Genomic DNA, 26,129 nt, shown 5'->3' with positions numbered 1-26,129 from the left:
CTGTGGGCCATGACGGCAAACAACAGCAAAGGCGACCTGATCGCGCGGGCCGTGACCCTGGGCCTGGACACGCCCACCTTCGACGCCGAGGCGTCCGGGCCGCCCCACAACCGCAGTTTTCACGCGGTGGTGCGCATCGGCCACCAGGTGCTGGGGCAGGGTGAGGGCCGCACCAAACGCGAGGCGGAACGCGCCGCCGCCGAGCAGGCGCTCCAGGCGTTGCAGGAGCCATCCGCCTCCGCGCCGTCAGAAACCTCGCCCTCGCCGGCGGCCACCTGGCCCATCTATGCGCCGGTGCTGGCGCAGTCGGTCGAGGCCGCGCTGGAGTTTGCCGAGGAGGACGACACCCTGGAAGACGTGCAGGTGGCAGCGGCGCGGTTTTACCGTGACCTGCTGAGCGACCTCGGCCACAGCCCCGAGTGAGGCGAAGGCCTGGGTTCCGGCCGGCTGGGAGGCTGGCATGAACGGCGTGCTGGCCGTACCGCACTTCGCGGGCGGGCGCTGTTGGCTGGGCGCATGAAAGGCGCGGACGCCGAGCAGCGGGCCGCCGACCACCTGCAAGGCCTGGGCCGCCGCATTCTGGTGCGAAATTACCGCATCCCCGGCGGAGAAATCGACATTGTCAGTCAGGACGGCGCAGGCACGCTGTATTTCACGGAGGTGCGCCAGCGGCGGCAGGCCCGCTTCGGCTCGGCGCTGGAGAGCGTTACGCCGCGCAAACTGGCGCTGATGCAGCGGGCCGCCCTGACGTACCTGGTGCGCGAACGGGGCCGCGACGACCTGCCGTGCCGCCTGGAGGTGCTGACCATCGACGGCCTGGCCGGGCAGGGCGCCCTGAACATCGTTCCCATCGACTTCTAATGCCTGTCACATTTGACTTAGACGTGTGCGTGAGTACGATGACATCGACATGAAACCCGGCCTGATGTTCCTCACGCTGCTGACTGCCCATCTAGGTAGCGCCAGTCTCGGCAGCGCCACTGCCCAGCAATCCGTGCCGGCAGGCACCCCCCTTCTGGTGCAGATGCCGCAAACGCAGGCGCCCCCCGCAGTGACCTTCGTGCTGGCCTACCCGCTGCTGGCCATGCCGGAAACGTCGTCCATGCCCTCGCGCGTCAGAATGACCCTCTCGCGGCCCGCCGACACGCTGGAAATCACCGGGCAACCCAGAGGAATGTTCGTCAGCATCACGCAGGACACCATCACGGTGGAGACGAAGGGCGTGCCGGTCGGCCAGTACCCCCTGCGCGTCAAGGGCCGCTGGGGCAACGAGGTGAAGGCGGTGGAACTGCTGGTGTCGGTGTACGCCATGAACGGCACCGTCGCTCCCATTACCGGCCCCGCCGCGCCCGGGCCGAGCGTCCCTGGCGCGCCCACGCCGGCCACCAACCCGGTCAGACCGCCAGCGGCGGCTTCCCCTAACCAGGCCCAGGCTGCGCCGCTGCCCAGTGTTCCCCCGATTCCGGTGGAGACGGCCGCCACACCTGCTGCCCCAGCGGCCCAGGTGTCCAGTTCTCCCGTCGCCAGCCCGACTCCCGCACCCGTCACGCCGCCGGAGCTGAGCCCCAGTCGGCCCACGCCGACCACCGTCGCGCCTGCCCTGACGCCCCTGCCCGCCCCCGCGCCAGCCTTCACGCCTGCGCCCAGCGCCGCGCAGCCAGTCCCTTCACAGGCGGCTCCCGTCACCGCAGCCCCCAGTGTGCCGTCCTCCAGTGGGCTGAGCGCACCTGCCAACGACGCCATTCCTTACCAGGCCGCGCCTGCCCGCCCCGCCAGCCCTGCCGCAACCAACTCCGCCGCCAGTATCTCGGCCGCCCAGCCCACCGAACGCTTTACTGTGTGGGGCGGCATGGGCACCGAGCGCGGCGTGCTGGGCGGCCTGAACCTGGCCTTCAGTTCCCGTGTGGGTCAATTCAGCGCTTTCCAGGCGTCTGTGCGCGGCACCGCCGAACTGTACCCCAACACCGGGGCCTCGGGGCTGGGCCTGCCGGTACTGGGCGCGGATCTGCTGCTGAGCCGCTCCGGCAGCCGCCTGTACTACGGCCCTTCCACCGCCCTGGCCTTCGGCAACGGCAACAGCTGGGCCATCGGGGGCCTGCTGGGGTACACCAGTGCCCTGAACAGCACCCTGGGCTACTACGTGGAAGGCCGCGCCCGCTACGCGCACCTGGGCGGGCAGAACACCTTCTCGCCCGGCTTCAGAATGGGGGTCACCTACAAACTCGGGCGCTAAAGGCATCTAAGTAACCCTGACTCTGCCGCCTGGCCCCGCGGCTACCCTGGGGAGATGACCGGCCCCTTCCGATTGTCGGACAAGTCCCGCAGCCTGAAACCGTCCGCGACGGTGGCGGTGGCTTCACGCGCCCTGGAGTTGCAGCGCCAGGGCCTCGACATCATTTCTATGAGCGTTGGCGAGCCGGACTTCGGCACGCCCGCGCACATCAAGGAAGCGGGCATGCGGGCCATCCGGGACGGCCGGACCAAGTACACGCCGGTCAGCGGCCTGCCTGAACTGCGCGAGGCGATCAGCGAGAAATTCCGGCGCGAGAACGGGCTGACCTACGCGCCGGACAGCGTGACTGTGACCAGCGGTGGCAAACAGGCCCTGTTCAACGCCTTCTTTGCTCTCTTGAACCCTGGCGATGAAGTCCTGATTCCCGCGCCGTACTGGGTCAGTTACCCGGAGATGGTGGCCCTGACCGGCGCGGTGCCGGTGCCGGTACCCACCACGCCGGAAAGCGGCTTCATGCTGGACATGGACGTGCTGGCTTCCAGAGTGACCCCGCGTACCCGCATGATCGTCCTGAACAGCCCCGGTAACCCCACGGGGGCCGTGTTTACCCCGGAAATCCTGCAAGCCGTGGCGGAGCTGGCGCAGCGGCACGACCTCATGATCGTCACCGACGAGATGTACGAGCACCTGGTGTACGACGCGGCGCAGGTCAGCATCGGCACATTCGCGCCCGAGCACACCCTGACCGTCAACGGGGCCAGCAAGGCCTACGCCATGACCGGCTGGCGCATCGGGTACGCGGGTGGGCCAAAGAGTGTCATTGCCGCCATGAACGCCCTGCAAAGCCAGAGCACCAGCAACGCCAGCAGCATCAGCCAGCACGCCGCCCTGGCCGCCCTCGTGCAGCACCAGGAAACCAGCCAGTTCATCGACATGGCCCGCCGCGCCTACCGCCAGCGCCGCGACACCATCGTGCGCGGCCTCAATGACATGGGGCTAAAAACTCCCACTCCGCAGGGGGCCTTCTACGTCATGGCCGACACCACCCCCATCCACCACAACGAGCTGGAAGCCGCCCGCATCATCCTCGACGATGCCCAGGTCGCCGTCGTTCCCGGCACCGACTTCGCCGCGCCGGAGCAAGTGCGCCTCAGCTACGCCACCAGCATGGAAAACATTCAGGAAGTGCTGAGCAGGTTAAGGAAATTACTGACGACGCTTTGACTGATACAGCCAGATAGCCTTATCCAGTTGAGTCGCAGAGCGACCCAGTAAAGAGGCGGTTCGTGCAACAGCATCCCTTACCTGAGCGTACTCGCCTTTTACCCCGGCCTGCGCGGCGAATCTCATCAGGTGAACATCTACGGCGACAGCGTCAAGTGAGCAGAGCAACCAGAGGTAATCGTAAGTTTTTGGGCCTACGCCAGAGATGGCGTAAAGCGTCCCACGTCTGTCTTGATCTTGCAGCCATTGGGCCAATTGCGTTTCTGTTTCGATGCCCTCAGCCCTCAGCAATTCAGCGAGGGCGAGAAGGGTTTTTATTTTCTTTTCGCCTTGCCAGTTGAGGACGTAACCAGGCCCCTTCTCTCGAAGGAGGTTCAGAAATTTCGAGGTTGTGCGAGCATCAGGATACTTTTCCAAAATTTCTTTAATCCTGGGCCTCACGACGTTGTCGTAGTGAATGCCAGCCTGTAAAGCGGCATCCGTTAGGGTGGCTCCCATGTGCGCGTAGGTTTCAGTGTCACGCTCCTGAATTTGGAAATCATCTAAACCAGCGATAAATTCCCTGAGTTTCTCAGCGTTCAGGTTACCTTGGTGTGCTGACATAGGAAGAGTTTAACGGCCTTACTCGTGTCCACGTCGAGCATTAACGTCATTCGGGAACCTTCCTGACTTTGGCCCCGTACACTCGGTGTATGACGAATATGCAACCGGGCAGTGATGGCACTTACTCTCTTCGTGATTTTATTTCTCAGACGGCGGAGCGCGACCAGCCGGGCGAGGTGTTCGAGCTGGAGTCCAGCAAGATGCTGGAAGTGAAGGTGAACGGGCGCATCTGGAGCAAGCTGGGCGCAATGGTGGCGTACAAGGGCCAGTTGGCGTTCAAGCGCGAGGGGACGCTGGAGGGCGGTCTGATGAAGGCCCTGAAGCGTGCGGTGACGCAGGAGATGTCGCCCCTGGCGAAAATCGAGGGGCGCGGCGTGGCCTACCTGGCCGACCAGGGTAAGGAGATTCAGATTCTGCGCCTGGCCGGGGATTCTCTCAACGTGAACGGTAACGACCTGCTGGCCTTCGAGGACAGCGTGCAGTACGACATCACCATGATGCGCCGCATGGCCGGCATGGCCGCCGGGGGGCTCTTCAGCGTGCGCGTGCAGGGGCACGGCCTGGTCGCCATCCTCAGCCACGGCAAACCCCTGACCCTGCGCGTCACGCCGCACGAACCGATTTTTACCGACCCGAACGCCACGATTGCCTGGAGCGGCAACCTGCAACCGCAACTGAGCATGGACACCAGTTTCAAGAGCATGCTGGGGCGCGGCGGCGGCGAGACGTACCAGATGGTCTTTCAGGGCGACGGCTTCGTGGTGGTGCAACCCTACGAGGAGTTCGACGCCGGCATGCTGGGCGGCGACAGCCACAGCAGCGGCGGTATAGGCCGCAGCCTGGGCGACCTGTTCGACTGAGAGAAGTTTGCTGACCTGAGCAACCTGCCTCAGAGACATGCCCCCGCCTTTGCGGGGGTTTTTCGTTGGGACATTTTTTACCGGGTGGGCGCTATGCTGCTGGGCATCGTCAAGTTGAGGTCTGGAGAGTCGGTATGCCCGTCAGGATTCGCATTTACGGTAAAGAAGCCATCTTCACCCAGGGCTGCTGGGTATGTGAGGACGAGTCGTTGCAGGCCATGTTGCAGGCACTGGCCGACCCGCGTGCAGTCACGCCCGAGCAGGAGCACCAGCACGCGCTGTACGCGGCGGGGCGCTACGGCGGGTTGATCGCCCTGCCGCACGGCTGGGAGGCCGCGCCGCTGCCTGCGCCGGAAATTCGTATGGAAGACCTGCTGCCGCCCAAAGAAAAAGGCGGGGGCCTCCTGGGGTTGCTCCGCCGGAAAAAATGAACGTGCCTTTTTAAAGCATTTGACAAAAGAACGCCGTGATTTTGTCCGAGCAGCGCGAGTGAATTGAGACAAGCAGGACGAAGAATGGAGCGCTCTGGGTGGCCTTCCACGGAGCGCTCCATTCGGAGAACTGCTCTAGCGCCCGGTCTGGGGCCTGCTTTTTTTCTTGCCGCCGGTCAGGCCCAGGACGCGCAGCACGAGCACGGCGGGAATGGCCAGTAGGGCGCTCACGGCGTTCCACAGGGTGCCGCGCACGGTGGGGAGGGTGCGGCCCTCGGCGCGGGTGGGCGCGACGGGCAGAACGCGCGGCAGGTTGGGCAGGTCGATGACGCGCCCACGCGAATCTCGCACCGGGCCGCCCGCGGCCGCCGCCGCTTGCTGCTCCTGGCGGCTGGGTTCGGTGCTGATGTTCGCGCCTTTCTGGGCCAGCGCCTGTTTTTTGGCAGTGTTGCCCGCGCCGCCGGCATTTGAGCCGAACTTCTGCGAGTACACCCAGGTGACTTCCGCGCCGAAAAAGAAAATCATGGCGCTGTAGTAGATCCAGGCCAGCAGCGCCACCAGCGTGCCCGCCGCACCGAAGGCACTGCCGGGAGCGGCCCGACCGAAGTAGATGCTGATCAGGATTTGCCCGATAGAGAACAGGATGGCGGTGATGGCCCCGCCCACCATCACTTCGCGCCACTGGAGTTTCACGGCCGGCAGCAACTTGAAAATGGCCGCGAACACGAAGGTCAGCAAAAAAGCCGACAGCGCGAAGGTGCCCAGGCGCACCAGCACGGCCCCCACGCCGATACGGTCGCCGAGCTGGTGGGCCAGCGCCGAGAGCCAGGTGTTCAGCCCCAGGAACACCAGCAGGATCAGCCCGATGCCCAGAATCAGCACGAACGAGATCAGGCGGGTCTTGATGAGGTTTTTCAGCCCCTGCGGCGGCACCGGGTCGGCCCCCCACATCGAGTTCAGGGCGTCCTGAAGCTGCACGAAGAGGCCGGTGGCCCCCATGAACGTGATCACGAACGCCACGATGGTCGCCACGATGGAGCCGCGCCTTATGCCTTCCTGGTTGCTCACGAGTTTACGCAGGAAGTCGGCGGTGTCCTGCCCGATGGACTGCGCCACGCTGCCTTCCGGGCCGAACAGCCGATCGACCACCGTACTGTCCGAGAGGAAGAACCCGGCCACCGCCACCGCGAACAGCAGCAATGGGGCCAGGCTGGACATGGCGTAGTACGACAGCGCGGCGGCCAAGCGGGGGGCTTTGTCCTGCCCGAAGGCCAGGGCGGCCTCCTTGATCAAGGTGAACAGCTCGGCCGGTTTCATTTTCAGTGCGGCGGAAGTCATTACCGGCAGTGTAGGCGCGCCCGGAACGCCAGGAATGAAGGCTGGATTCAGCAAAGCCCCATGCACAAAGCCCTATTCACAAAGTCCTGGGCCGTCCACTCCACACGGGGCCGGGCGTCTCGGGCGGCGGCCAGGGGATGGGCGTGGGCCAGGGCCGCGTGGGGACTTTGGGTTTGGTGTTGTACTTCAGCCGCAGCTCTCGCCTCGCCTGGTTGACAGGGATCGGTGACGGGTCATCGAAGAAAAGCCGACGGGCAGGCGTGCCTCGCCGCGGTGTTCCTCGGCTTGTACTGGCCGCCGACAGCCATAGTGTGTGATGGACGCTTATTCTCTGGGTATGCCCAAGTCTCCGCCGGTGTCCCGTTACTACGATGTGCAGCGCGACGAGCGCGGAGAACGCTTTATCGCCGTGAACGTCAGTGGGCTGTCCCTGCTGCAAAACCCGCTGCTGAACAAGACCACCGCCTTCACGCCCGAGGAGCGCCAGCAACTGGGCCTGGAGGGCCTGATTCCGCCGCATGTCAGCACCTTCGACGACCAGAAGACCCGCACCTACCTGCGTTACCTCAAGTGCGGCACCGACCTGGAGAAACACGAGTACCTGCGCGCCCTGCAAGACCGCAACGAGGTGCTGTTCTACGCGGTGCTGGAAGACCACCTGGAGGAGATGCTGCCCATCATCTACACGCCCACGGTGGGCGAGGCGGTGAAGAGCTACTCCAGCAATTACCGTTACCCGCGCGGCTTCACGGTCAGCGCGCACGACATCGGGCGGGTAGAGGAGATGCTGGAGAACGTGTCCGTCAATGACGTGCGCATGATCGTGGCGACCGATTCAAGCGCCATTCTGGGCATCGGGGATCAGGGGTTCGGGGGCATGGCCATTTCGATCGGCAAACTCTCGCTGTACACGGCGGCGGGCGGCGTGGGGCCGGACAAGACCCTGCCGGTCGAGCTGGATGTGGGCACCAACCGCCAGGACCTCATCGACGATCCGCTGTACCTGGGTCTGCACGAGAAGCGCATGAGTGGCGCGCAGTACGACGAATTTCTGGACGCTTTCGTCGAGGCGGTGGCGTACCGTTACCCCAAGGCCATCATCCAGTGGGAGGACTTCTCGCGCGGCACGGCCTTTCACGTGCTGGAACGCTTTCGTAAAGTTATTCCCAGCTTCAACGACGACATTCAGGGCACCGGGGCCATGGCGCTGGCGGGCTTGATGCGGGCGGCCAGCATCAAAGGCGAACGCCTGGCCGATCAGGTGTTCGTGGTGGTGGGCGCGGGCGCGGCCGGCATCGGCGTGGCGCTGGCCATCCGCCAGGGGCTGGAGCTGGAAGGCCTGTCCTTCGAGGAAGCCGGCGCCCGCGTATTCGTGGTGGACCGATACGGCCTCCTGATGGAAGGGCAAAGTGACCTGGAGGTGCAGCAACTCAGTTTCGTGCGCCGCAAAGCTGACCTGGAGGGCTGGCAGTACGCCGGCGAGTACCCGACCCTGCACGAGGTGATCGTGAACGCCCGCGCCACCGCCCTGCTGGGGTTCACGGGCGTGCCGGGCCTGTTCAAGCAGGCCGACATCGAGGCCATGCTGCGGCACACGCCGCGCCCCATCGTGTTTCCGCTGAGTAACCCCAGCAGTCATGTGGAAGCGCAGCCCGAAGACCTGATCCGCTGGACGGACGGCGGGGCCATCGTGGCCTCAGGCAGTCCCTTTCCAGACATCGAGTACGGCGGAAAACGCTACCCGGTCGGGCAGGGCAACAACGCCTTTATTTTTCCGGGGCTGGGCTTCGGTGCCATCACCGCCCGCGCCCGCGAGATCACCGACGGCATGATCCTGGCCGCCGCCCTGACCCTGGCCGAATTCACGGCGCAGTGTGCGACTCAGGGTGCAGCAACCCAGGGGGCCGACCAGCCGCAGCCAGAGCCGGTGTATCCCCCTATCAGCGAACTGCGTGAACTGAGCGTGCGGATTGCCGTGCGGGTGGTCAGGCAGGCCATTGTCGACGGTGTGTGCGCCGAACGCCGCATGCGCAACCTGACCGATGACCAGCTTGAGGCGGCCATTCGGGCCCGCGCCTGGCTGCCCCAGTACCTGCCGCTGCGTCAGGCCCCCGCCCGCCCCTGAGCACGGGCTCTGCCTACGGAGAAGACACACTGGCCCCCGCCGCGCGAACCTCCGACGGGGCGGCTGCCCGACGGCGTGAAGGCGATCAGCACAACGTTTAACCCAACGGGTCTGGGCGGAAGTCCCCCACTGAAACGGTGTAGTTCCGTTCAGTGGGGGATGGATAGCCCAGCCGCCCGTCAGGGCGGGATGCTCATGCTTATGTCTCTAGCTAAAGCCGCGCCATGTGGTATGCTGGAACAGCAAAAGCCCAGCGGTGCGCTAACACCCTGAGCCGTGGCAATCACCTAGAAGGAGGTGACGCAAATCCAGACTACCACGCACCACAAAGCGTTCAAGTTTCGTCTTTACCCAACGAAGGCGCAAGAACTCGTTTTGAACGAACAACTCAGGCTGTGCCGCAACCTGTACAACTGCGCCCTACAGGAACGCCGGGACGCATACAAGAAAGCGGGTGTAACACGCACTTACTACGATCAGCAGAATCTCTTGCCTGAAATAAAAGAGGCTTTGCCAGAGTACAAAGAGGTCTACTCCCAAGTCCTTCAGGACGTACTCAAGCGGCTGGACAAGGCATTCAAAGCGTTCTTCCGGCGCATCAAGGAAGGCAGTAAGCCCGGATACCCGCGCTTCCAAGGGCATGACCGCTGCGACTCGATTTGCTACCCCCAATCTGGTTTCAGCGTGTCAGACAAGACCGCCTATTTCAGCAAGATTGGGAACATCAAGATCAAGCTGCACAGGCCACTGGAAGGCAAAATCAAGACCGCTACGATCATTCGGGACTGTGGTGAATGGTACGTCAGCTATGTGTGCGAGGTGGAAGCACAGCCCCTTCCCACAACGGGGAATGCTGTGGGGGTGGACGTGGGAACAACATGGTTCTATGTCACCTCCGATGGGGAATACGAACCGAACCCGCAGTATCAGAAACGCACCTTGAAAAAGTTGCGCGTAGCACAGCGTTCGGTGTCCCGCAAGCCAAACAAGCGCAGTCGCAGACGCAAGAAAGCAGTGCAGCGGGTAGCGAAGCTACACCGCAAGGTTGCCCGTCAACGGCTGGACTTCCACCACAAAGCCGCAAGGAGACTTGTCCATGAAAATGACGTAATCGCCCATGAAGACCTCAACGTCAGTGGAATGGGACGCGGGAATCTGGCCCGCAGTATCCATGACGTTGGGTGGAGTCAGTTCTTCCAGATACTTGCTTCCAAGGCAGAGTGCGCCGGGAAGAAAGTCATTCGCGTAGACCCCAAATTCACTTCCCAACGGTGTTCCAAGTGTGGACACACCTGTAAGGAAAACCGGGTGTCACAAGCGAAATTCGTGTGCTTGGCGTGCGGGCATAGTGAAAATGCCGATCACAACGCCGCTAAGAACATTCTGGCAAGGGCATTGCCATCAGGGGCCAAGGTAAGCGGTTGCGCTATGCCTTCCCTGAGAAGCCCCGACCATACCGCGTTAGCGGTTGGTCAGGGGTAAGTCACGTTTGGTCAGTGCCTGCGGCGTTCATTTGTGACATAACTGATGATTAGTAGGATCGACCCTGAATGCTGACTGCTGGCTGCGCCTGACCGGGCCAGGCCACGGGGCCGGGGCGCAAGGGCTGGCCGTCTTCTTTACGCTGTTCCATTCAGCTTCCTGATCCCGGTGTTTGCCGGGTATTCCTGCTGCCCGCCCTCTGTCGTCGTCCTTCTGCACGAGCGTGAAACACTTCCCATGACGGAATCCCTGAATACCCTGGACAATCTGGAGCAGTTGCGTGAGCGGGTCAGTTGGTCGATGTCGGCCATTTACCTCACCTATTTCGTGTTCTGGGTGAGCAGCCGCGCCCTCCCACTGGACGCGCGCCTGCTCGACGCCCGCACCTGGCTGGCCGGCCTGGCCGTGCTGGTTCTGGGAACCGTGCTGCTGCCCAGCGACGCGCCCCTGCGCTCCCGCAAGGCCATGCGCGCCGTCGTCCTGGTGGCCGCCCTGGCCCTGATCTTGCTGATGCGCCAGAGTCTGGCCGGTGCGGAGCATCTGGGCGGCGTACTGGTGTGGTGCAATGTCGTGATTCTGCTGGCTTTTCTGGCCTTCAATTCGCTCTCGGGCCTGACGGTGGCCGGGATACTTCTGCTGGCGCTGGTTTCGCTGTTCCTGACCGGGCAGCGCCCCTCGCCGGCAGACATGCAGGTGCTGCTGGCGGGGCTGTTCAGCGCCGTAAGCGTCACCGCGCTGGGTTTTCTGACCATGCGCTTTATCGAGCAGCACCTGATGCTGCACGAGGAGACCACCGACCAGCTGGCCGCCGCCCGCAAGGACGCCCTGACCGGCGTGCTGGGCCGCGCCGCGCTGGAAGAAGAGCTGCGGCGCACCATTCAGCACGCCCGCAAGACCGCCACTCCCCTGAGCGTCATTGTGACCGACATCGACCATTTCAAGCGCGTGAACGACGGGTTCGGACACGGGGCCGGGGACGACGTGCTGCGCTCTTTCGCCAAACGCCTGCGCCGCAACGTGGGCGGCAGTGGCGGCGTGGTGGGCCGCTGGGGCGGCGAGGAATTCGTGGTGGTGCTGCCTGGCCTGGCGCGGCCCGACGCCCTGGTGATGGCCGAGCGCCTGCGCCAGGAGGTCTCCCACGCGCCGGTGGCGAGCCACCAGATCACCGCCAGTTTTGGCGTAGCCTCTTTCCGCAGCGCCGCCGATGACCTGGACACGCTGTTCGGCCGGGCCGACGCGCGCCTGTACGAGGCCAAGAACGCCGGGCGCAACGCCGTGCGCGGTTAACCCTTAAAACCTTCAGGGCGCGGGCCGGAAGGCCGGCAGGGCCGCCGGGTCGTGCTGTTCGGCGTAAGCGCGGGTCAGCAGCGTGAACTCCCGGGGGCCACTGCGCACCAGCAGCACCCCGTTCAGGCGGCCCTGCGTAAACAGCGTGGCATGGCCGCGCGGCGTGTCCACCGGGCGCGGGCCGCTGCCGCGCAGGTCGGTGGGCGTGAAGGTGGGGCGCTCGACAGTCATCTGCCAGGCCAGCGGGCGGGCGTCGCTGTCGTACACCACCCGCACCGCCGAGGCGGGCAGCGGGGGCTTGCTGCGCCACTCGACCGAGCGCATGCCTTTGCCCTCGCGCCGGCGCAGATCGGCCTGCGGGTCGAAGGTGCCGTTGGCGGTAAACAGCACCTGGCCGGTCAGGTCACTGCCGCGCTGCTGGCATCCCACCAGGCCCAAACACAGCAACAGGGGCAGCGAGGCTCGCATGGCCCCCAGCATAGGCCGCGCGCTGCCCGGTGCCGCCTGTTTCCTTCTTTCAAAACCCCGCGCCAGGACGCTTTTCATTCCTTCATCTCCATTTAACCTTGCGTGCTAGAATCCGCCCCGTGTGCTTTCCGGAGTCGGCCCTACCCACCAACACGAACGCCACCCCGCAAGGTGGCGCTGTGACGTGTCTGGGTGGCGCACTCGACTGGACTCGAACCAGTGGCCTTTGGCTCCGGAGGCCAACGCTCTATCCACCTGAGCTACGAGTGCATAGCTCAGGTACGCTAGCACTAACCCCAAAGGAGATCAAGTGAGTCGAAATAAACGTCTTCAGCAGGGCCTGATGGGCCTCCTCGCCGTACTGATGGTGGGCGGCATGGCCTACCAGTTCACCCCGGCCCTCAGTGGCAACGGTGGCGGCCTGTTTGGCCAGAAGCAGCAGGGCACGCCTGCCGTAAAAGTCGGTGACCAGACCGTGACGGCCGAGGAGCTGAACGCTTTCCGGAACAACAATCCGGTGCTGGCCGGCACCCAGACCGGCGTGCTGGGCGACGACTTCAAGTTGTTCACGGTGCGGCAGCTGGTGCAGCAGAAGATGTTCGCGGAAGGCGCCAAGGCCATGCAGGTCAGCCGGGACGAGGTCAACAAGGAAGTCGATCAGGTTCGCAAAGCCAACAACCTGGAAGACAACAAGGCCTGGACGGACGCCTTGCAGTCGCGCGGCCTGACCGATTCCAGTTTCCGTCAGCAGGTGCGCGAATCGCTGGCCATCCGCAAGAAGGTCGAAGAGATTGAAAAAAGCGTACCTGCCGCCACCGACGCCGAACTGCGCACCTACTACGACCTGAACAAGGAGCAGTTCAAGACCGACCCGCAAATCGTGGGGCGTCAGATCGTCGTGGCCGACAAGGCCAAAGCCGAGGCGCTGCTGCGGCAACTGAAGGGCGGCGCGGATTTCGCCAGGCTGGCCAGCGAAAACAGCAGCGAATTCAAGGAGCGCGGCGGCGCACTCGGCCCCATCGAGAACGGCAGCCCCAAACCGGTGGCCTCGGTGGTGCTGCCGGGCGAGGTGGCGGCCGCCGCCTTCGCCCTCACGCAGGGCGGCCTGACCGACGTCGTCGCCAGCGGCGGCAAGTACTACATCGTGAAAGTCGAGAAGTACCTGCCCGCCGCCACCAAGCCCTTCGAGGCGACCAGAACCCAGGTGAAAACCGCCGTCGACCGCCAGAAGAAAGACGCCGCGCTGGAAGCCTGGGCCGACAGCCTGGAAAAAGCCACGAAGGTCGAGTACGTCGACCCGGAATGGAAAGTCACCGATCCCACGGTGGCCAGCCTCGCCGGGCACAACATCCCCTATTCGGACGTGGTCGCGCAGGTCGTGAACAACCAGCAGCTCGCGCAGATGTTCAGCCAGATGCCCCCCGAACAGCTCTCCGACATCATCAACAGCGGCCTGAAACCCCAGGTGGTGCAGCAGCTCCTGCAGGGGTACGCCGCGCCCCTCATCGCCAAGAAGCTGAATCTGAATCTCGTCGGGAACCGCGCGGAAATGGCGCAGGCCCTTTCCGCTTACGGCGCCAAAGATGTCAAGGTGACCGAGGCCGAACTGCAAGCCGCCTACCAGCAGAACCTCGAGCAGTTCAAGACGCCCGCCAGCGCCAGCGTGGACGAAGCCAGCTTCAAAGACCAGGGCCAGGCCCAGGCCTTCCGCGCCGACTGGAACGGCCAGGGCGACTTCACCACCGCCGCCACCAAGGCGGGGGCGACGGTCAGCGAGCGCGGCAGCGTGACGGCTGGCGACGGGAAACTCGACGCCGGGCTGGACAAGGCCGTGCAGGGCGACCAGCTGCGCGCCGCCGGCGAGGGCAGCCTGACGCCCGCCGTGAAAGTCGGCCAGCGTTATTCGGTCGCTTACGTCCGTGACCTGAAAAAAGCCGCCACCAGACCCTACAGCGAAGTCAAGGCGCAACTGGAACAGCAGGTGCTGGGCGACAAACAGAGAACCGCTTCGCTGGCTTTCCTCGACAAGCAGGTCAAGGCGCTGAACCCCACCGACAACCTCAAGAAGATTCTGGACGACCAGGCCAAGCGCGTCGCCGCTGCCGAGAAGGCCGCCGGCACGGCCCCCACCACGCCAGGTACGAACACGCCGGGCACCACCTCCACCCCCGGTGCGGTTCCGACCACGCCTCCGGCCGCCACAGACACCGACAAGTAACCTCAAGCCTTCCAGCAAGCCGGCCCTTTTGACGGGGCCGGCTTTGTTGTGCCTGGTCTGTGGGCCGAAGAGGGGACTGATTTTTCTCCACTCGGCACGCATAAGGCTGGGCACGCTGCGCTGTGAAGACTGGAACAGCCCCCGAATTCACTTCCCGCCTTCCAGCTCTCTCTTTTCTTGCACTCGCTACCGCAACAGACCAGGCGGCCACTTGTTCGGAGTCATCCTACTGCTCGCGTTTCCGGAAGGCCAGCGCCAGCAGGAACACCAGCGTGTTCACCAGCACGATGGTCGCGCCGGGGGCGATGTTCTGGTAGTAACTGAGGTACAGGCCAACGACGCCGCCCAGGGCGCCCAGAGCGGCCGACAGCAGGATCATTTTCCGGAGGCTGCGGGCCAGCAGGCGGGCGGTGGCGCTGGACGTGATTAGCAAGCTGACGCTGAGGGTGGTGCCCACCAGTTGCACGGTCAGCACCACCACCAGCCCGATGATGACCAGCAGCAGGTTGTTCAGTCGCCGCACTGGCAGGCCGATGGCGCGGGCTTCGGTGGGGTCGAAGGAGGCCAGCAGCAACTCCTTCTGAATGGCGGTGAGCAGGCCGCCCACCAGCACCGTGACGCCCAGGGCGCCCCACAGGTCGGCCGCGCTGACGCCCAGCGGGTTGCCGATCAGGAAATTGCTCAAGTCCGTGGTGAAGGTCGGCGCACGCGAGAGCAGCACCACGCCCAGCGCGAACATGCCCACGAACACGATGCCGATGGCGCTGTCCTGCTTCAGGCCGCTGCGGTTGCTGATGGCCCCGATGCCCAGGGCAGTCAGTACGGCGGCCACGAGGGCGCCCACCAGCAGGTTGCCTTTTGTCAGGAACGCCGCCACGATCCCCGGAAATACCGCGTGGCTCATGGCGTCCCCGATATAACTCAGGCCGCGCAGCACCACCCACGCACCCACCAGCGCACACAGCACACTGACCAGCACCACCGCTATCAGGGCGCGGCCAAAGAAATCGAATTGCAGCGGGTCAGTCAGCCACTCCATCAGGCCTCCGCGTGCATGTGGCCCAGGAAACTGCTGCTGAAAGTGGCCTCGATGTTCTGCGGGGTGTACACCTGCTGGGGCGTGCCGTCGGCAATGATGCGGCGGTTCACCAGAACGAGGTGATCGCACCAGCGGCGGGCCTGTTCCAGGTCGTGCGTGACCATGACGACCGCGCGGCCCTTGTCCGCCTGGGCGCGCAGCAGGGCCATGAGTTGCTCCTGCGTGGCGGCGTCTACCCCCGTCATGGGTTCGTCGAGCAGCAGCAGATGCCCCTGGCGGGCCAGCATGCGCGACAGCAGCACGCGCTGGCGTTGCCCCCCCGACAGGGCACCGATGTGGCGGTGTCGCAGCTCGTACACCCCAGTTTCCTTCAGCGCGTCCGTCACGATGTCCCTGTCTTTTTTACCGGGCCACTTCAGCCACCCGAGGCGTCCGGTGCGGCCCATCATGGCGGCGTCCCACACCGTGACCGGAAAGCCCCAGTCCAGCGTCTGCTGCTGCGGCACGTAAGCGATGCACTTCCTGGCATGGTGGCCCTCGCCAAACCTCACGGCATTCTGGTGATCGGGCAGCAGGCCCACCATGGTCTTGAGCAAGGTGCTTTTGCCCGCGCCGTTCGGCCCGATGATCGCGGAGAACGAGCCCTCATCGAACCGCACCGTGGCGTCCATTAACGCCACATGGTTCCCGTACTTCACCGTCAAGTGTTCAACGCCCAGCACCGGGGCAGCTTACTGCACCAGGCCGCGTATTGAAAGTAAATTATCAATAAGGGGAAGGGGGCAGGAGAGAGGGGAAAAAGAACTAGGGCTTTGCCGGGGAAAATAGAATTCCGCCCGTCTTTTCCAAGCGCTACCTGCCAAGGTCTCCCGTCCAGACCCCTGCAACTCCGCCCGGTACAGCCCGCCTTGATGAGCGAACCGTTATCCTGTCCGGGTAGCACGTTTGAGTCAAACCCGTTAAAATTGAACCGAGTACAAGTTATTCCGGCGGGTTTCTGCGGCACTGTCGCTGAGTAGACCCGCAGCTATTCTGGAGGACGCATGAACATCCTGACCCTCGTCCGGCAAGTCCCGGACGCCGAAGCCCGCGTGAAAGTTAGCGCCAACGCCGTCGACCTCGAAGGCACCACCGTCGTCATCGACGGCATGGACGAGTACGGCGTGGAAGAAGCCCTGAGGCTGCGTGAAGGCGGCGCCCCCGTCGAGCAGATCATCGCCCTGGCGGTCGGCCCGCAGCGCAACGAGGACGCCCTGCGCACCGCCCTGGCGATGGGCGTCGACCGCGCCATTCACGTGGAAACCATCGAGAAACTGGACGCCGTGGCCCTCAGCAAGATCGTGGCCCAGGTGGCTCAGGCCGAGAACGCCAGCCTGATTCTGGTGGGCGGGCAGGAGGCCGACTGGGATTCTCAAGCGCTTGGGGCCGCCAGCGCTGAGCGCCTCGGCTGGCCGCAACTCACCTGGACGAACGAACTGAACATCGAGGGTGACGCCCTCACCGGGCGGCACGACGTGGACGAAGGCAACGAGAGCTTCCGCGCCCCCCTCCCCGCCGTGGTCACCACCCAGCAGGGCCTCAACGAACCCCGTTACCCCACCCTGCCCAACATCATGAAAGCCAAGAAGAAGGAACTCCGCAAGGACACCCTGGAGCAGTACGGCGTGCAGGGCAAAGTCCGCACCGTGAACGCCGAGATCCAGACCCGCGCTCGCCTGAACAGGATGATCGACGGGAAAGACCCCCAGGCCGCCGCCGCCGAACTGCTGAACCTGCTGCGCAACGAAGCGAAAGTCATCGCCTGACGCTGGGGACGGTTCCCCCTGTTTCAAAACATTCAGTCAAACCCATTCAGTCAACCCCATTCACGTGGGATGACAATTTTTGAGGTGATCGCATGATTCTTATTGTTGCCGAACACACGGGCGGGAAACTCGCCAAGTCGACGCTGGAAATGGTGTCTGCCGCCCGTGAGAGCGGCCGTGAAGGCCCGGTGACGCTGCTGGTGCTGGGTGCCGATGTGGCGGGCGTGGCGAACGAGGCCGCGCAGTACGCCGAACAGGTGCTGGTGGGCGACCTGCCTGCGCTGGCGCAGTACAACGCCGAAACGTGGGCCGCGGCCACCGCGCAGATCGCCCAGGAAGGCGAGGCCAACCTGGTCATCATCGGCGGCAGCCGCAGCGGGCGCGAGTACGCCCCGCGGGTGGCCGTGAAACTGGACGCGCCTTACCTGGAAGACGTCATCAACCTCAGCGCGAACGGCGCTGCCGTGCAGGCCCAGCGCTACACGTACCTGGCCCGCGTCACCGAAACCGTGGAGGCCGAGGGCAGCGTCGTGGTGGTCACCGCCAAACCTGGTTCCTTCAACCCCGCCGAACCCGCCGCCAGCGCGGGCGAGCAGTACGACATCGAACTGAATCTGCCCGCTGTGCGCGTGGAAATTACCGGCAAGAGCGTCGAGAAGACCAGCCGCGTGGCCCTCACCGAGGCCGACGTGATCGTCACGGGTGGACGCGGCGTGGGCAGCCCCGAGATCTTCTCTGCCCTGGTGGAAGGCCTCGCCGACCAGATCGGCGCGGGCGTCGGCGCGACCCGTGCCGTCGTGGACGCCGGTTGGCGACCCTACGCCGAACAGGTCGGCCAGACTGGCAAAACCGTGCAACCCAAGGCGTACATTGCCCTGGGCGTCAGCGGCGCCGTGCAGCACCTCTCGGGCATGGGCAAAAGCAAGAACATCATCGCCATCAACAAGGACGCCGAAGCGCCCATCTTCAAAGTTGCTGACTACGGCATTGTCGGGGACGTCAACCAGATCGTGCCCGCCCTGATCGAAGCCGCCAAAAACCGCTGAAGCAAGCCGTCAAGGAACTCCTGCCTGCGGGTAGGAGTTTTTCTTTTTGAATCGGTTACGGGCTTGGTTCACCTGGCAGCAGAAGGCGTAACCAGTTCAACCGTTCTTTGACTACGGGCATGTACAGGGTCAAGTTCTCCTCCTCCAGAGACATCAGATAGGCCGTCAGGGAGAACACGTTGACTGTCTTGAATCGATCGTGCTGAATTGGAACGTGAAACCACGGCCCCTGTTCTTCGGTAGGTTGTACCAGCCACCACAAGCACAGAAGGAGAAGGGGCTGAATGCTGGGGTTTGGGAAACCGACAGGTGGTTGCATGGGCTTGAGCACTTTGCCGACCGCCTCCGCCAGAAACTCATTTTTTTCTGAGTTCCAGAGACGTTCCGCCCACTGCTTGCGACCACGTTCGCTCAGTTCGTCCCTGGTGAGGCCCGGTTTCAGGCGTAGGCCGCCAATGGCATTTCCAGCCCACATCTTGATTTCGGTCTGGTAAAGCGTCCCAGCACCATCAGCAATCCAGACATCCAGTCGCTGGCCTTTGGTAGTGCCAGGTGTTACCTTCCAGCTTACGATTTCAGCGTTTTTCCCCTGCCCCTTCAGGTAATGCAGCATCAGAGCCGCTGCCAGTGGTTCGCCGAGGAAGGCCGTCATGGACGAGTGATGTCCGTTCGCTGATTTGTCGCCTTCGTTCATGAACCTAAGCAAAGCGTGGCGGTTGACGGTCAAGGTGTCGCTTTTCATTTCGTGTCGTACCAGTTGGGCCCCACGCCGACTTCCACCGCCAGCGGAACCTTCAGTTGCGCGGCCCCTTCCATGATTTCCCGGGTGACGGCGGCCACGTCGTCGGCGCGGTCGCACGGGGCCTCGATCAGCAGTTCGTCGTGAACCTGAAGCAGCAACCTGGCGCCCAGGTCGTCGAGTTTGCCGTCCAGTTCGATCATGGCCAGCTTAATGATGTCGGCGGCGGTGCCCTGAATGGGCATGTTGTACGCCAGGCGCTCGCCAGCTTCGCGGACGTTGCGGTTGCTGCTGTTCAGTTCAGGGACGTAGCGGCGGCGTCCATACAGGGTTTCTACATACCCTTTGGTGCGCCCGGCACTGAGGGTCTGGTCGATGTACCGGCGGATGCCAGGGTACGTATCGAAGTACGTCTTGATGAACCCCGCCGCTTCCTCGTACGGAATGCCGAGGTCGTTGCTGAGGCGGTGGGCGCTCATGCCGTACAGCACGCCGAAGTTCACGGTCTTGGCGGCGCGGCGCTGCCCGGCGTCCACGGTGGCCTCGTCCAGGCCCAGCACCTGCGCGGCGGTGCGGCGGTGAATATCCGCGCCCTCGTTGAAGGCCTGCTGCATCAGGGGGTCGTCGGCAATGTGGGCCAGCAGTCGCAGTTCAATCTGCGAGTAGTCGGCGCTGATCAGGCAAAAGCCCGCCTCGGCGATGAAGCCCTTGCGGATTTCGCGGCCCAGAGCGCTGCGGATAGGAATGTTCTGAAGGTTGGGGTTGAGGCTCGACAGGCGGCCGGTGGCCACCGCCGTCTGCGCGAAAGTGGTGTGCAGCCGCCCGGTGCGCGGGTTCACCAGGTTCGGTAATGGCTCCAGGTACGTGCCGCGCAGCTTATCCAGTTCGCGGTATTCCAGCAGCAGGGGAATGATGGGATGTTCCTCGCGCAGGGGTTCGAGCGCGGAAACGGCGGTGCTGCGCTGGCCGGTCAGCTTGGTCTTCTTGCTGCTGGCCAGGCCCAGTTTGTCGTACAGCACGGTTTCCAGTTGCTTGGGGCTGCGAATCTGGAATTCCTCGCCCGCGTGCGTGTGAATCTGGCGTTCCAGTTCCGCCAGCGTCACGCCCGCCTGAAGATTCATGGTCTGGATGTACTCGCTGTCCAGTTTCACGCCGCGCACTTCCATGCGCTTGAGCACGGCGGACAGGGGTTTTTCCATGTCGTTGTACAGCTTGCGGCGGGCCGGGTCAAGCAGGCTGGGGAACTCGTTCAGCAGGTGCGCGGTGATGGCGGCGCGGGTGGCCGCGTCGCTGGGCCATTCCATGTCCATGTAACGCTTCACGGTCAGCGGCATGTTCATGTTTGCCGGATCGAGCAGATAAGCCATCAGCAGGGGGTCGTCGCCGGGCTCCAGGTGCAGGCCGCGCACGCTCAGGTGGGCCGCCAGGGCCTTGGCGCCCGCCGCCGTCACGGTGCGCTGGCCCACGAATTCTTCCTCGTTCACGGTACAGGGAAATTCGGCCCGCAGTTTGGCGCGTTTCTTCTCGGCGTCCTTCTGCGCTTTCTCCAGTTCCTTCTGCTGTTTCTTCGTGAGGGGTTCGGTGTCCCCGAACAGGCTCACGGGCGCGGGCGGTTCGGCCTGCTGCCACTCGTCGGGTTCCGTGACGGGCGCAACGCGGGCCACGCCGCCTTTGAAGGTCGCCGCTTCGGTCAGGGCCGCCGTCAGGTCGTCCTCGCGCGACAGCACGTAGCCCCACACCACGTCCTGCGCAGGCGTTTTCCAGGCGGCAATGGTCATGTCGGGTAGCGCGGCCACCCGGCCTGCGCCCTCGGCTTCGGCCTGCTCGTCCAGCACGGAGTCCGGCAGGGCATCGCCCGCATTCTCCGCCGCGTTCAGGGCCGCCACCTGTTTGCGAATGGTGTGCAACTCCAGTTCCAGCAGCAACTCCTGCAGCCGCTCCGGATTGCCCTCGCCGCGCGGCGTTCCCAGTGTCACGTCCAGCGGCAGATCCGTCACCATACACGACAGCTTGTGGCTGAACTCCACGTCCTGCTCACTGTCCAGCAGTTTCTGACGCACGCCGTCGGGCTTCAGCGTCCCCGCTTTCGCGGCCTCGTACATCTTCTCCAGGTTCCCGTACTCCTGAAGCAGTTTCGCCGCCGTTTTCGGCCCGATGCCCTTCGCGCCGGGAATGTTGTCGCTGGCGTCCCCGGTCAGGGCGCGGAAGTCTACCCACTGCTTGACGGTCACGCCGTACTTTTCCAGCACCTCGTCGGGGCCGACCAAGGAGAAATCACTGGCGATCACGCGCACGTGGTCATCCAGGAGCTGGTAAGAGTCGCGGTCACTGGTCACGATCCGCACCTGCATGTTCGTGCCCTCGGCCATGCGCGTCAGGGTGCCGATCACGTCGTCCGCCTCGTAGCCGTTCACCTCCATGCGCGGCAAGCCCAGCGCGTCCACGATTTCCCGGATGCGGTTGATCTGCCCCGACAGGTCGCTCGGCGCGTCGGCCCGGCCCGCCTTGTACCCTTCGAACTGCTCGTGCCGGAAGGTCTTGACCGGCGGGTCGAACACCACGATCACCTGATTGCTGCGCTGCCTGGCCAGTCGCAGGGTCATGCTCAGGAACCCCTGGATGGCGTCGGTGGCCTCGCCCGCACTGTTCGACAGGCGCGGAACGTGCGGCTCACCGCGCCTCAGCGCGAACAGGGAGCGGAAGGCCAGCGCGTGACCGTCGATCAAAACAAGGGTAGTCGGGGCAGCGGACATACCCCAAGTTTACCCGGCATTTCGCTGGGGGCGTAACGGCGGGGTGGAAGAGGGAGAGTGGGAAGATCGCCTGAATTGGCCCACCTCCCCAACCCCTCATCCCAGGGGGAGCGGGCGTTGCACTGGGCAGGAGTCGTCCCAGGTGCTGTTGTGTTTGCTCACCTCGCCCCGTTTCCGGCTCACACCTGTTGTCCCGTGACGCGCAATAAGCCCTGGCGCTGACGCGCCAGACGGCCTTCACGAACCTTGCGGTCAGTCGTGCGGTGGGACGCTTTGAGCGGCAGGTGTTCCTTTTGGGGCTTATCACAGCGGCTTTTTCCACTGATTTTCCACTGACCACTCATCACTTCCTACCCACCCTTTATGCTGTTGGTATGGGATTCCTGTTACGGCTGATCGTGAATGCGGTGGCCCTGTATCTGCTGACACAGGTGTACGGCGGGGTGTCGTTCGCGCCGGGGGCAGATGCCCTGAGCGTGCTGCTGGCGGCGCTGGTCATGGGGATCGTGAATGCCCTGATTCGCCCGGTGCTCATGCTGCTGTCGCTGCCGGTCAACGTCCTGACATTGGGCCTGTTCACGCTGGTGGTCAACGGGGTGGTGCTGTGGCTGGTGGCGTCCGTGACCGCGCTCAACGTGAACGGCTTCGGCGCGGCGATCATCGGGGCGCTGCTCCTGACGGTCATTTCGTGGGTGCTGGACGCCGTGGTGGGCGCTCTGGGGTTGGACGGTCAGCGTGACTGAGCCGCAGGTGTTTACCGATCCCGCAGAGTTGCGGGCCGCGCTGCAAGGCAGGGGCACCGTCGGGTTCGTGCCGACCATGGGGTATCTGCATGACGGTCACGCCACGCTGATGCGCTGGGCGCGGCAATCGTGCGACACGGTGGTGCTCAGCATCTATGTGAACCCGCTGCAATTCGGCCCCAACGAGGACTACGCCAGTTATCCGCGTGACCTGGAGCGGGATCTGAAGGTGGCGCGGAGCGCCGGGGTGGACTTCGTGTTTGCCCCCAGCGACGCGAACATGTACCCGCCAGGCTTCAGCACCCGCGTCAGCGTGAATGGCGTTTCCGACACGCTGGACGGGTTGTCGCGGCCTGGGCATTTCACGGGTGTGGCGACGGTGGTGCTGAAACTCCTGAACCTGGTGCGGCCCGATAAGGTGTTTCTGGGCGAGAAGGACTGGCAGCAGGTGGCCGTGCTGCGCCGCATGATCACCGACCTGAACGTGGCGGTGGAGGTGGTGGGCGTGCCCACCGTGCGCTCGGAGGAGGCCGCGAGCCTGGGCCTGGCGCTGAGCAGCCGCAATAGCTACCTGAACGAGGAGCAGAAAGCGCGGGCCACGGTGCTCTCGCGTGCCCTGCGGGCGGTGCAGGCCGCTTATGCGGCAGGGGAACGCGACACCCAGGCCCTGAAACAGGCCGGCCTGAACGTCCTGAAGACTGAACCGGACGCCCAACTGGATTACCTGACGGTCGTAGACAGCAACTTGCAGGAGACCCCGAGGATTGCGGAGGATCCTTTTAACCGCATTCTGATCGCGGCCCGCATGTTCGGCGTGCGGCTCATCGACAATATGCCCCTGAGCGCGAATAATGGAGCGCACTCATGACCCTGGACGAACTGCTGAACACCATGGTGTCCCGCCGCGCCTCGGACATTCACCTGCAGGCCGGCAGTCCCCCGATGGGCCGCGTGGACGGCCTGCTGGCGCCGTTCGGTTCGGTGCCGCTGAAACCGGCCGACACGGCGGCCCTGGCCCAGAGCATCCTGACGCCCGAGCAGTGGGAGGACTTCGAGTACCGCAACGAACTGGACACTGCGTACAGCGTCGCGGGCCTGGGGCGCTTCCGCTGCAACATCTTCCGGCAGCGCGGCGCAGTCGGCCTGGTGATGCGCGTCCTGATCGACGCCATTCCTACCTTCGAGGCGCTGGGCCTGCCCACCGAGACGCTGACCGACCTGGCCACCCGCAGCCGCGGCCTGGTGCTGGTCACGGGGCCGACCGGTAGCGGGAAAAGCACCACGGTAGCGACCATCATCGATCACCTCAACCGCCACTACCCGTACAACATCATCACCATCGAAGATCCGCTGGAAATCCTGCACAAAAACCGCAGGAGCATCGTGGTGCAGCGTGAAGTGGGCAATGACACCAAGGACTTTCGCACGGCCCTGAAGTACGCCATGCGGCAGGATCCGGACGTCATCATGATCGGTGAGATGCGCGACAAGGAGACCGTCGAGGCTGCCCTGAGCGCCGCCCAGACGGGGCACCTGGTCATCAGCACCCTGCACACGCAGGACGCCATTCGCAGCGTCAACCGCATCATCGATTTCTTCCAGCCGCACGAACGCGAGGAAATCCGTTACCAGCTCTCGGATTCGCTGCTGGGCATCGTCAGCCAGCGCCTGCTGAAACGCGCCGACGGCACCGGCCGCGTGCTGGGCAACGAAGTCCTGCTGAACACGCCCCTGGTGCAGGAATACATCCGCGACGAGACCAAAACGAACCTGATCAAGGACGCCCTCCAGGAAGACAACCTGCGCGGCATGCACACCTTCGATCAGCACCTGGTGGAGCTTTACCGCAACGGGCTGATCAGCATAGACACTGCGCTGGACGCCGCCACCAGCCCGCACGAACTGAAGCTGATGATCACGAAGTCCAGCGCCCTGTACTGAACGGCCCTTGCTGCCCAGCCCGGGACACTTTTTGACAGCATGATGGTGTGGTGACGACCCCTTCAATCTCCGACCGGGTGACCTGGCCAGACGGTTACTCCTGGCGCCTCGCCGCACCGGCCGATGCCGAACTTAGACGCACAGCGTCCAATTCCAGATGATGACGGGAAAGCACCGCCATCCTCTTCCATTTTCCGCAGCGCGTCTTTTCTGCTGCTCACTCGGTTCGGGAAATATCGCCACAAAACAAGCGATATTTCCGCAGTAGGTCTCATTCAGTTCCACCGCGAAGCTATGTTCCTCGACATGGGCGCGGACACGGAGAAGCTGCGCCGGGCACACGCGGGCTCGCTGATCTGGCACAGGCGTTCGCTGGACAACGGCACATACACGGGTTTCCTGGTCGAGCATCGGAACACCGTCATTGCTGGTGCGGGCGTACTGTGGCAGGATCTGCCGCCCAGCGCCCTGTCCGAAGGGCCGGTGCGGGCGTACATCCTGAACGTCTACGTCTCGCCCGAGCACCGTGGGCGCGCCCTGGCCCGGCACCTTGTTGACGTTGCCCTGCAGGAATGCCGCAGGCGCGGCGTCACCGTGGTTACCCTGCACGCTTCCGGGGCCGGGCGCCCCACCTACGCCAGGCTGGGGTTTCAGCCCAGCGAGGAAATGCGCTTTATCCTGACAGCCGATGACCCTTCCTGACGCTTACACCGTGCGCCCCGCTGGCCCGCAGGACGCGGCGGTGATTGCCTTGCACCGGGGGCAGATGTTCGTGGACATGGGCAGCCTGACCCCTGACGGCGCGGCGGCCCAGCAGGACTTGTGGACAGGCTGGCTCGGAAACGCCATAGCTGCCGGCGAGTACGTGGCTTTTCTGGCCCAGCACGCTGATCCGGCTCATCACACCGGGCAGGTGGTGGCGGGCGTGGGCCTGATGTTTCACCCGAAAATTCCCACCCTGCAGGATCCTGCCCTGCACAGGGCGCATGTCCTGAACATGTACGTGGCGCCTGGGCACCGCCGTCAGGGCCTGGCCGAGGCGCTGATGCACGCGGCCTTGCAGGAGGCCCGCCGACGCGGCCTGCGCAGCGTGAACCTGAACGCCGCGCCGATGGGCCGTGGCCTGTATCAGCGCCTGGGTTTCGTCGACTCGACCAGCCCGGAAATGCGCCTCACGCTGCTGGATGGGACGCCGTGACGCTGCACTCCGCCTTCACGCTTCGCCGCCTGGGCCGCGCCGACCTGCCGGACTTCCACCGCGTGATGATGCAGGCGGGCATGGACGCCCGGTCGAGCTGGAACCGCACGACCACCGCCGATCTGGAACGCTCGCTGTTCACGGACGGGGCAGGAGGGTTCGTGGCGGTGGACAGTGGGGGAGAGGTGGTGAGCTGCGTCGGCTTCGGGCCAGATGGTATATATACGCTCATTCTGAATAAACTTGCAGTTTTGCCGGAGGCGCGAGGGTGTGGCCTGGGCCGCCAGCTGGTGGCCGCTGTTGAGGATGAGGCCCGCCAACGGGGGCTCCGCCGCGTTTTGCTGGCGGTCAGCCAGTTCAATCTGGAAGTCGTTCCCTTTTACACGGCCCTGGGGTACGCCGAAACTGATGAGCCGTATGTCCTGGCTTACCCTGGCAGTCCGCCGCCGATGGTTATGGTAAAAGCGGTCGACAGGCCTCCTTTGGCTGCCGTAGCAGAGGAAGATGGCCGCTGAGGTCGTCGCTGCCGGAGCTGAAGGCTCGGTATCCGGGCTATTTACAGAACCGAAAGTTCCGGCTGAATAAGTTTGCGTTTA

The 26,129-nt window shown here is 64.3% G+C and carries 25 protein-coding genes and 1 tRNA gene; 18 read left to right on the top strand and 8 right to left on the bottom strand.

The window, feature by feature from the left end; all coding sequences use genetic code 11:
• Positions 1 to 9: 9 nt before the first annotated feature.
• The 4 genes from E5Z01_RS02875 (at position 10) to E5Z01_RS02860 (ending at position 3,457) form a co-directional block, all read left to right on the top strand.
• Entirely contained in the window at positions 10 to 423 is a 414-nt protein-coding gene (locus E5Z01_RS02875) for a putative dsRNA-binding protein (protein WP_135227993.1), read from the top strand.
• A 93-nt stretch (positions 424 to 516) separates the two neighbouring features.
• Positions 517 to 861, top strand: a complete 345-nt coding sequence (locus E5Z01_RS02870; RefSeq protein WP_135227992.1) for a YraN family protein — start codon at positions 517 to 519, stop codon at positions 859 to 861.
• Positions 862 to 886: 25 nt separating this feature from the next.
• Positions 887 to 2,233 carry a hypothetical protein gene (locus E5Z01_RS02865; RefSeq protein ID WP_135227991.1) on the top strand — a complete coding sequence of 449 codons (1,347 nt, stop codon included), beginning with the start codon at positions 887 to 889 and terminating at the stop codon, positions 2,231 to 2,233.
• Positions 2,234 to 2,287: 54 nt separating this feature from the next.
• Complete coding sequence (locus E5Z01_RS02860) at positions 2,288 to 3,457, top strand: pyridoxal phosphate-dependent aminotransferase (protein WP_135227990.1); 1,170 nt, start codon at positions 2,288 to 2,290, stop codon at positions 3,455 to 3,457.
• Here the strand turns inward: E5Z01_RS02860 and E5Z01_RS02855 are convergent.
• Positions 3,440 to 4,060, bottom strand: coding sequence for an HhH-GDP family DNA glycosylase (locus E5Z01_RS02855; protein WP_135227989.1), 621 nt, complete (start codon positions 4,058 to 4,060; stop codon positions 3,440 to 3,442). The two genes, E5Z01_RS02860 and E5Z01_RS02855, sit on opposite strands and share 18 nt — an antisense overlap.
• Positions 4,061 to 4,149: 89 nt before the next feature.
• On the opposite strand from E5Z01_RS02855, the gene E5Z01_RS02850 reads away from it, so the two are divergent.
• Entirely contained in the window at positions 4,150 to 4,920 is a 771-nt protein-coding gene (locus E5Z01_RS02850; RefSeq protein ID WP_135227988.1) for an AIM24 family protein, read from the top strand.
• Positions 4,921 to 5,054: 134 nt separating this feature from the next.
• Positions 5,055 to 5,351, top strand: a complete 297-nt coding sequence (locus E5Z01_RS02845) for a hypothetical protein (RefSeq protein WP_135227987.1) — start codon at positions 5,055 to 5,057, stop codon at positions 5,349 to 5,351.
• Between the two features lie 135 nt (positions 5,352 to 5,486).
• On the opposite strand, the gene E5Z01_RS02840 is transcribed toward E5Z01_RS02845, so the two are convergent.
• Complete coding sequence (locus E5Z01_RS02840) at positions 5,487 to 6,689, bottom strand: YihY/virulence factor BrkB family protein (RefSeq protein WP_240738153.1); 1,203 nt, start codon at positions 6,687 to 6,689, stop codon at positions 5,487 to 5,489.
• 337 nt (positions 6,690 to 7,026) lie between these two features.
• Between E5Z01_RS02840 and E5Z01_RS02835 the strand changes: the two genes are divergently transcribed.
• The 3 genes from E5Z01_RS02835 (at position 7,027) to E5Z01_RS02825 (ending at position 11,583) form a co-directional block, all read left to right on the top strand.
• Positions 7,027 to 8,814 (top strand): NAD-dependent malic enzyme, encoded by a 1,788-nt coding sequence (locus E5Z01_RS02835; protein ID WP_135227986.1) that lies wholly within the window; start codon positions 7,027 to 7,029, stop codon positions 8,812 to 8,814.
• 297 nt (positions 8,815 to 9,111) lie between these two features.
• Positions 9,112 to 10,296: an RNA-guided endonuclease InsQ/TnpB family protein gene (locus E5Z01_RS02830; protein ID WP_240738152.1), complete on the top strand. Its 1,185-nt coding sequence runs from the start codon at positions 9,112 to 9,114 to the stop codon at positions 10,294 to 10,296.
• 237 nt (positions 10,297 to 10,533) lie between these two features.
• The gene (locus E5Z01_RS02825) at positions 10,534 to 11,583 is read left to right on the top strand and encodes a GGDEF domain-containing protein (protein WP_240738151.1); all 1,050 of its coding nucleotides are present in this window, start codon (positions 10,534 to 10,536) and stop codon (positions 11,581 to 11,583) included.
• Positions 11,584 to 11,595: 12 nt separating this feature from the next.
• Here E5Z01_RS02825 and E5Z01_RS02820 read toward each other — a convergent pair whose 3' ends face one another.
• Positions 11,596 to 12,051, bottom strand: coding sequence for a hypothetical protein (locus tag E5Z01_RS02820; RefSeq protein ID WP_135227985.1), 456 nt, complete (start codon positions 12,049 to 12,051; stop codon positions 11,596 to 11,598).
• Positions 12,052 to 12,244: 193 nt separating this feature from the next.
• Positions 12,245 to 12,321, bottom strand: a tRNA-Arg gene (locus E5Z01_RS02815).
• Between the two features lie 40 nt (positions 12,322 to 12,361).
• Here E5Z01_RS02815 and E5Z01_RS02810 point away from each other — a divergent pair.
• Positions 12,362 to 14,269, top strand: a complete 1,908-nt coding sequence (locus E5Z01_RS02810; protein WP_240738150.1) for a peptidylprolyl isomerase — start codon at positions 12,362 to 12,364, stop codon at positions 14,267 to 14,269.
• 226 nt (positions 14,270 to 14,495) lie between these two features.
• Here E5Z01_RS02810 and E5Z01_RS02805 read toward each other — a convergent pair whose 3' ends face one another.
• Together E5Z01_RS02805 and E5Z01_RS02800 are read right to left on the bottom strand one after the other, a co-directional pair.
• A complete protein-coding gene (locus tag E5Z01_RS02805) occupies positions 14,496 to 15,308 on the bottom strand; it encodes a metal ABC transporter permease (RefSeq protein WP_135227984.1) in 813 nt (270 codons plus the stop codon).
• On the bottom strand, positions 15,308 to 16,030 hold the full coding sequence (locus E5Z01_RS02800; RefSeq protein ID WP_119762663.1) for a metal ABC transporter ATP-binding protein: 723 nt from the start codon (positions 16,028 to 16,030) through the stop codon (positions 15,308 to 15,310). Before E5Z01_RS02800 ends, E5Z01_RS02805 begins: the two co-directional genes overlap by 1 nt.
• Positions 16,031 to 16,351: 321 nt before the next feature.
• On the opposite strand from E5Z01_RS02800, the gene E5Z01_RS02795 reads away from it, so the two are divergent.
• Both E5Z01_RS02795 and E5Z01_RS02790 read left to right on the top strand, forming a co-directional pair.
• On the top strand, positions 16,352 to 17,113 hold the full coding sequence (locus tag E5Z01_RS02795; protein ID WP_119762661.1) for an electron transfer flavoprotein subunit beta/FixA family protein: 762 nt from the start codon (positions 16,352 to 16,354) through the stop codon (positions 17,111 to 17,113).
• A gap of 92 nt (positions 17,114 to 17,205) precedes the next feature.
• Positions 17,206 to 18,159, top strand: coding sequence for an electron transfer flavoprotein subunit alpha/FixB family protein (locus tag E5Z01_RS02790; RefSeq protein WP_135227983.1), 954 nt, complete (start codon positions 17,206 to 17,208; stop codon positions 18,157 to 18,159).
• Between the two features lie 55 nt (positions 18,160 to 18,214).
• Here the strand turns inward: E5Z01_RS02790 and E5Z01_RS02785 are convergent, their stop codons facing one another.
• Both E5Z01_RS02785 and polA read right to left on the bottom strand, forming a co-directional pair.
• Complete coding sequence (locus E5Z01_RS02785; RefSeq protein ID WP_135227982.1) at positions 18,215 to 18,853, bottom strand: hypothetical protein; 639 nt, start codon at positions 18,851 to 18,853, stop codon at positions 18,215 to 18,217.
• Between the two features lie 44 nt (positions 18,854 to 18,897).
• Positions 18,898 to 21,651: a DNA polymerase I gene (gene polA, locus E5Z01_RS02780; RefSeq protein ID WP_135227981.1), complete on the bottom strand. Its 2,754-nt coding sequence runs from the start codon at positions 21,649 to 21,651 to the stop codon at positions 18,898 to 18,900.
• A 374-nt stretch (positions 21,652 to 22,025) separates the two neighbouring features.
• Here polA and E5Z01_RS02775 point away from each other — a divergent pair, with 374 nt between their 5' ends.
• From E5Z01_RS02775 to E5Z01_RS02750, 6 genes are all read left to right on the top strand, one after another.
• Positions 22,026 to 22,394: a phage holin family protein gene (locus E5Z01_RS02775; protein ID WP_135227980.1), complete on the top strand. Its 369-nt coding sequence runs from the start codon at positions 22,026 to 22,028 to the stop codon at positions 22,392 to 22,394.
• Positions 22,387 to 23,262, top strand: a complete 876-nt coding sequence (panC, locus tag E5Z01_RS02770; protein WP_135227979.1) for a pantoate--beta-alanine ligase — start codon at positions 22,387 to 22,389, stop codon at positions 23,260 to 23,262. Before E5Z01_RS02775 ends, panC begins: the two co-directional genes overlap by 8 nt.
• Positions 23,259 to 24,335, top strand: coding sequence for a type IV pilus twitching motility protein PilT (locus tag E5Z01_RS02765; protein WP_135227978.1), 1,077 nt, complete (start codon positions 23,259 to 23,261; stop codon positions 24,333 to 24,335). The genes panC and E5Z01_RS02765 overlap by 4 nt, the downstream gene beginning before the upstream one ends.
• 306 nt (positions 24,336 to 24,641) lie before the next feature.
• Positions 24,642 to 25,037: a GNAT family N-acetyltransferase gene (locus tag E5Z01_RS02760; RefSeq protein WP_240738149.1), complete on the top strand. Its 396-nt coding sequence runs from the start codon at positions 24,642 to 24,644 to the stop codon at positions 25,035 to 25,037.
• Positions 25,024 to 25,533: a GNAT family N-acetyltransferase gene (locus E5Z01_RS02755; protein WP_135227976.1), complete on the top strand. Its 510-nt coding sequence runs from the start codon at positions 25,024 to 25,026 to the stop codon at positions 25,531 to 25,533. The genes E5Z01_RS02760 and E5Z01_RS02755 overlap by 14 nt, the downstream gene beginning before the upstream one ends.
• Complete coding sequence (locus E5Z01_RS02750; RefSeq protein ID WP_240738148.1) at positions 25,530 to 26,048, top strand: GNAT family N-acetyltransferase; 519 nt, start codon at positions 25,530 to 25,532, stop codon at positions 26,046 to 26,048. The genes E5Z01_RS02755 and E5Z01_RS02750 overlap by 4 nt, the downstream gene beginning before the upstream one ends.
• Positions 26,049 to 26,129 lie beyond the last annotated feature (81 nt).

The organism is Deinococcus fonticola, assembly GCF_004634215.1.
Taxonomy (GTDB): domain Bacteria; phylum Deinococcota; class Deinococci; order Deinococcales; family Deinococcaceae; genus Deinococcus; species Deinococcus fonticola.
This window is presented reverse-complemented; position numbering and strand designations above follow the sequence as displayed.

Excerpts from the sequence above, each read along its gene's own strand:
- E5Z01_RS02835 (WP_135227986.1), top strand. The coding sequence starts at position 7,027 with ATGCCCAAGTCTCCGCCGGTGTCCCGTTACTACGATGTGCAGCGCGAC.
- E5Z01_RS02790 (WP_135227983.1), top strand. The coding sequence starts at position 17,206 with ATGATTCTTATTGTTGCCGAACACACGGGCGGGAAACTCGCCAAGTCG.
- E5Z01_RS02850 (WP_135227988.1), top strand. The coding sequence starts at position 4,150 with ATGACGAATATGCAACCGGGCAGTGATGGCACTTACTCTCTTCGTGAT.
- E5Z01_RS02845 (WP_135227987.1), top strand. The coding sequence starts at position 5,055 with ATGCCCGTCAGGATTCGCATTTACGGTAAAGAAGCCATCTTCACCCAG.
- E5Z01_RS02855 (WP_135227989.1), bottom strand. The coding sequence starts at position 4,060 with ATGTCAGCACACCAAGGTAACCTGAACGCTGAGAAACTCAGGGAATTT.
- E5Z01_RS02785 (WP_135227982.1), bottom strand. The coding sequence starts at position 18,853 with ATGAACGAAGGCGACAAATCAGCGAACGGACATCACTCGTCCATGACG.
- E5Z01_RS02840 (WP_240738153.1), bottom strand. The coding sequence starts at position 6,689 with ATGACTTCCGCCGCACTGAAAATGAAACCGGCCGAGCTGTTCACCTTG.
- E5Z01_RS02775 (WP_135227980.1), top strand. The coding sequence starts at position 22,026 with ATGGGATTCCTGTTACGGCTGATCGTGAATGCGGTGGCCCTGTATCTG.
- E5Z01_RS02760 (WP_240738149.1), top strand. The coding sequence starts at position 24,642 with ATGGGCGCGGACACGGAGAAGCTGCGCCGGGCACACGCGGGCTCGCTG.
- E5Z01_RS02870 (WP_135227992.1), top strand. The coding sequence starts at position 517 with ATGAAAGGCGCGGACGCCGAGCAGCGGGCCGCCGACCACCTGCAAGGC.
- E5Z01_RS02860 (WP_135227990.1), top strand. The coding sequence starts at position 2,288 with ATGACCGGCCCCTTCCGATTGTCGGACAAGTCCCGCAGCCTGAAACCG.
- E5Z01_RS02825 (WP_240738151.1), top strand. The coding sequence starts at position 10,534 with ATGACGGAATCCCTGAATACCCTGGACAATCTGGAGCAGTTGCGTGAG.
- E5Z01_RS02875 (WP_135227993.1), top strand. The coding sequence starts at position 10 with ATGACGGCAAACAACAGCAAAGGCGACCTGATCGCGCGGGCCGTGACC.
- E5Z01_RS02805 (WP_135227984.1), bottom strand. The coding sequence starts at position 15,308 with ATGGAGTGGCTGACTGACCCGCTGCAATTCGATTTCTTTGGCCGCGCC.
- polA (WP_135227981.1), bottom strand. The coding sequence starts at position 21,651 with ATGTCCGCTGCCCCGACTACCCTTGTTTTGATCGACGGTCACGCGCTG.
- E5Z01_RS02755 (WP_135227976.1), top strand. The coding sequence starts at position 25,024 with ATGACCCTTCCTGACGCTTACACCGTGCGCCCCGCTGGCCCGCAGGAC.
- E5Z01_RS02765 (WP_135227978.1), top strand. The coding sequence starts at position 23,259 with ATGACCCTGGACGAACTGCTGAACACCATGGTGTCCCGCCGCGCCTCG.
- E5Z01_RS02795 (WP_119762661.1), top strand. The coding sequence starts at position 16,352 with ATGAACATCCTGACCCTCGTCCGGCAAGTCCCGGACGCCGAAGCCCGC.
- E5Z01_RS02820 (WP_135227985.1), bottom strand. The coding sequence starts at position 12,051 with ATGCGAGCCTCGCTGCCCCTGTTGCTGTGTTTGGGCCTGGTGGGATGC.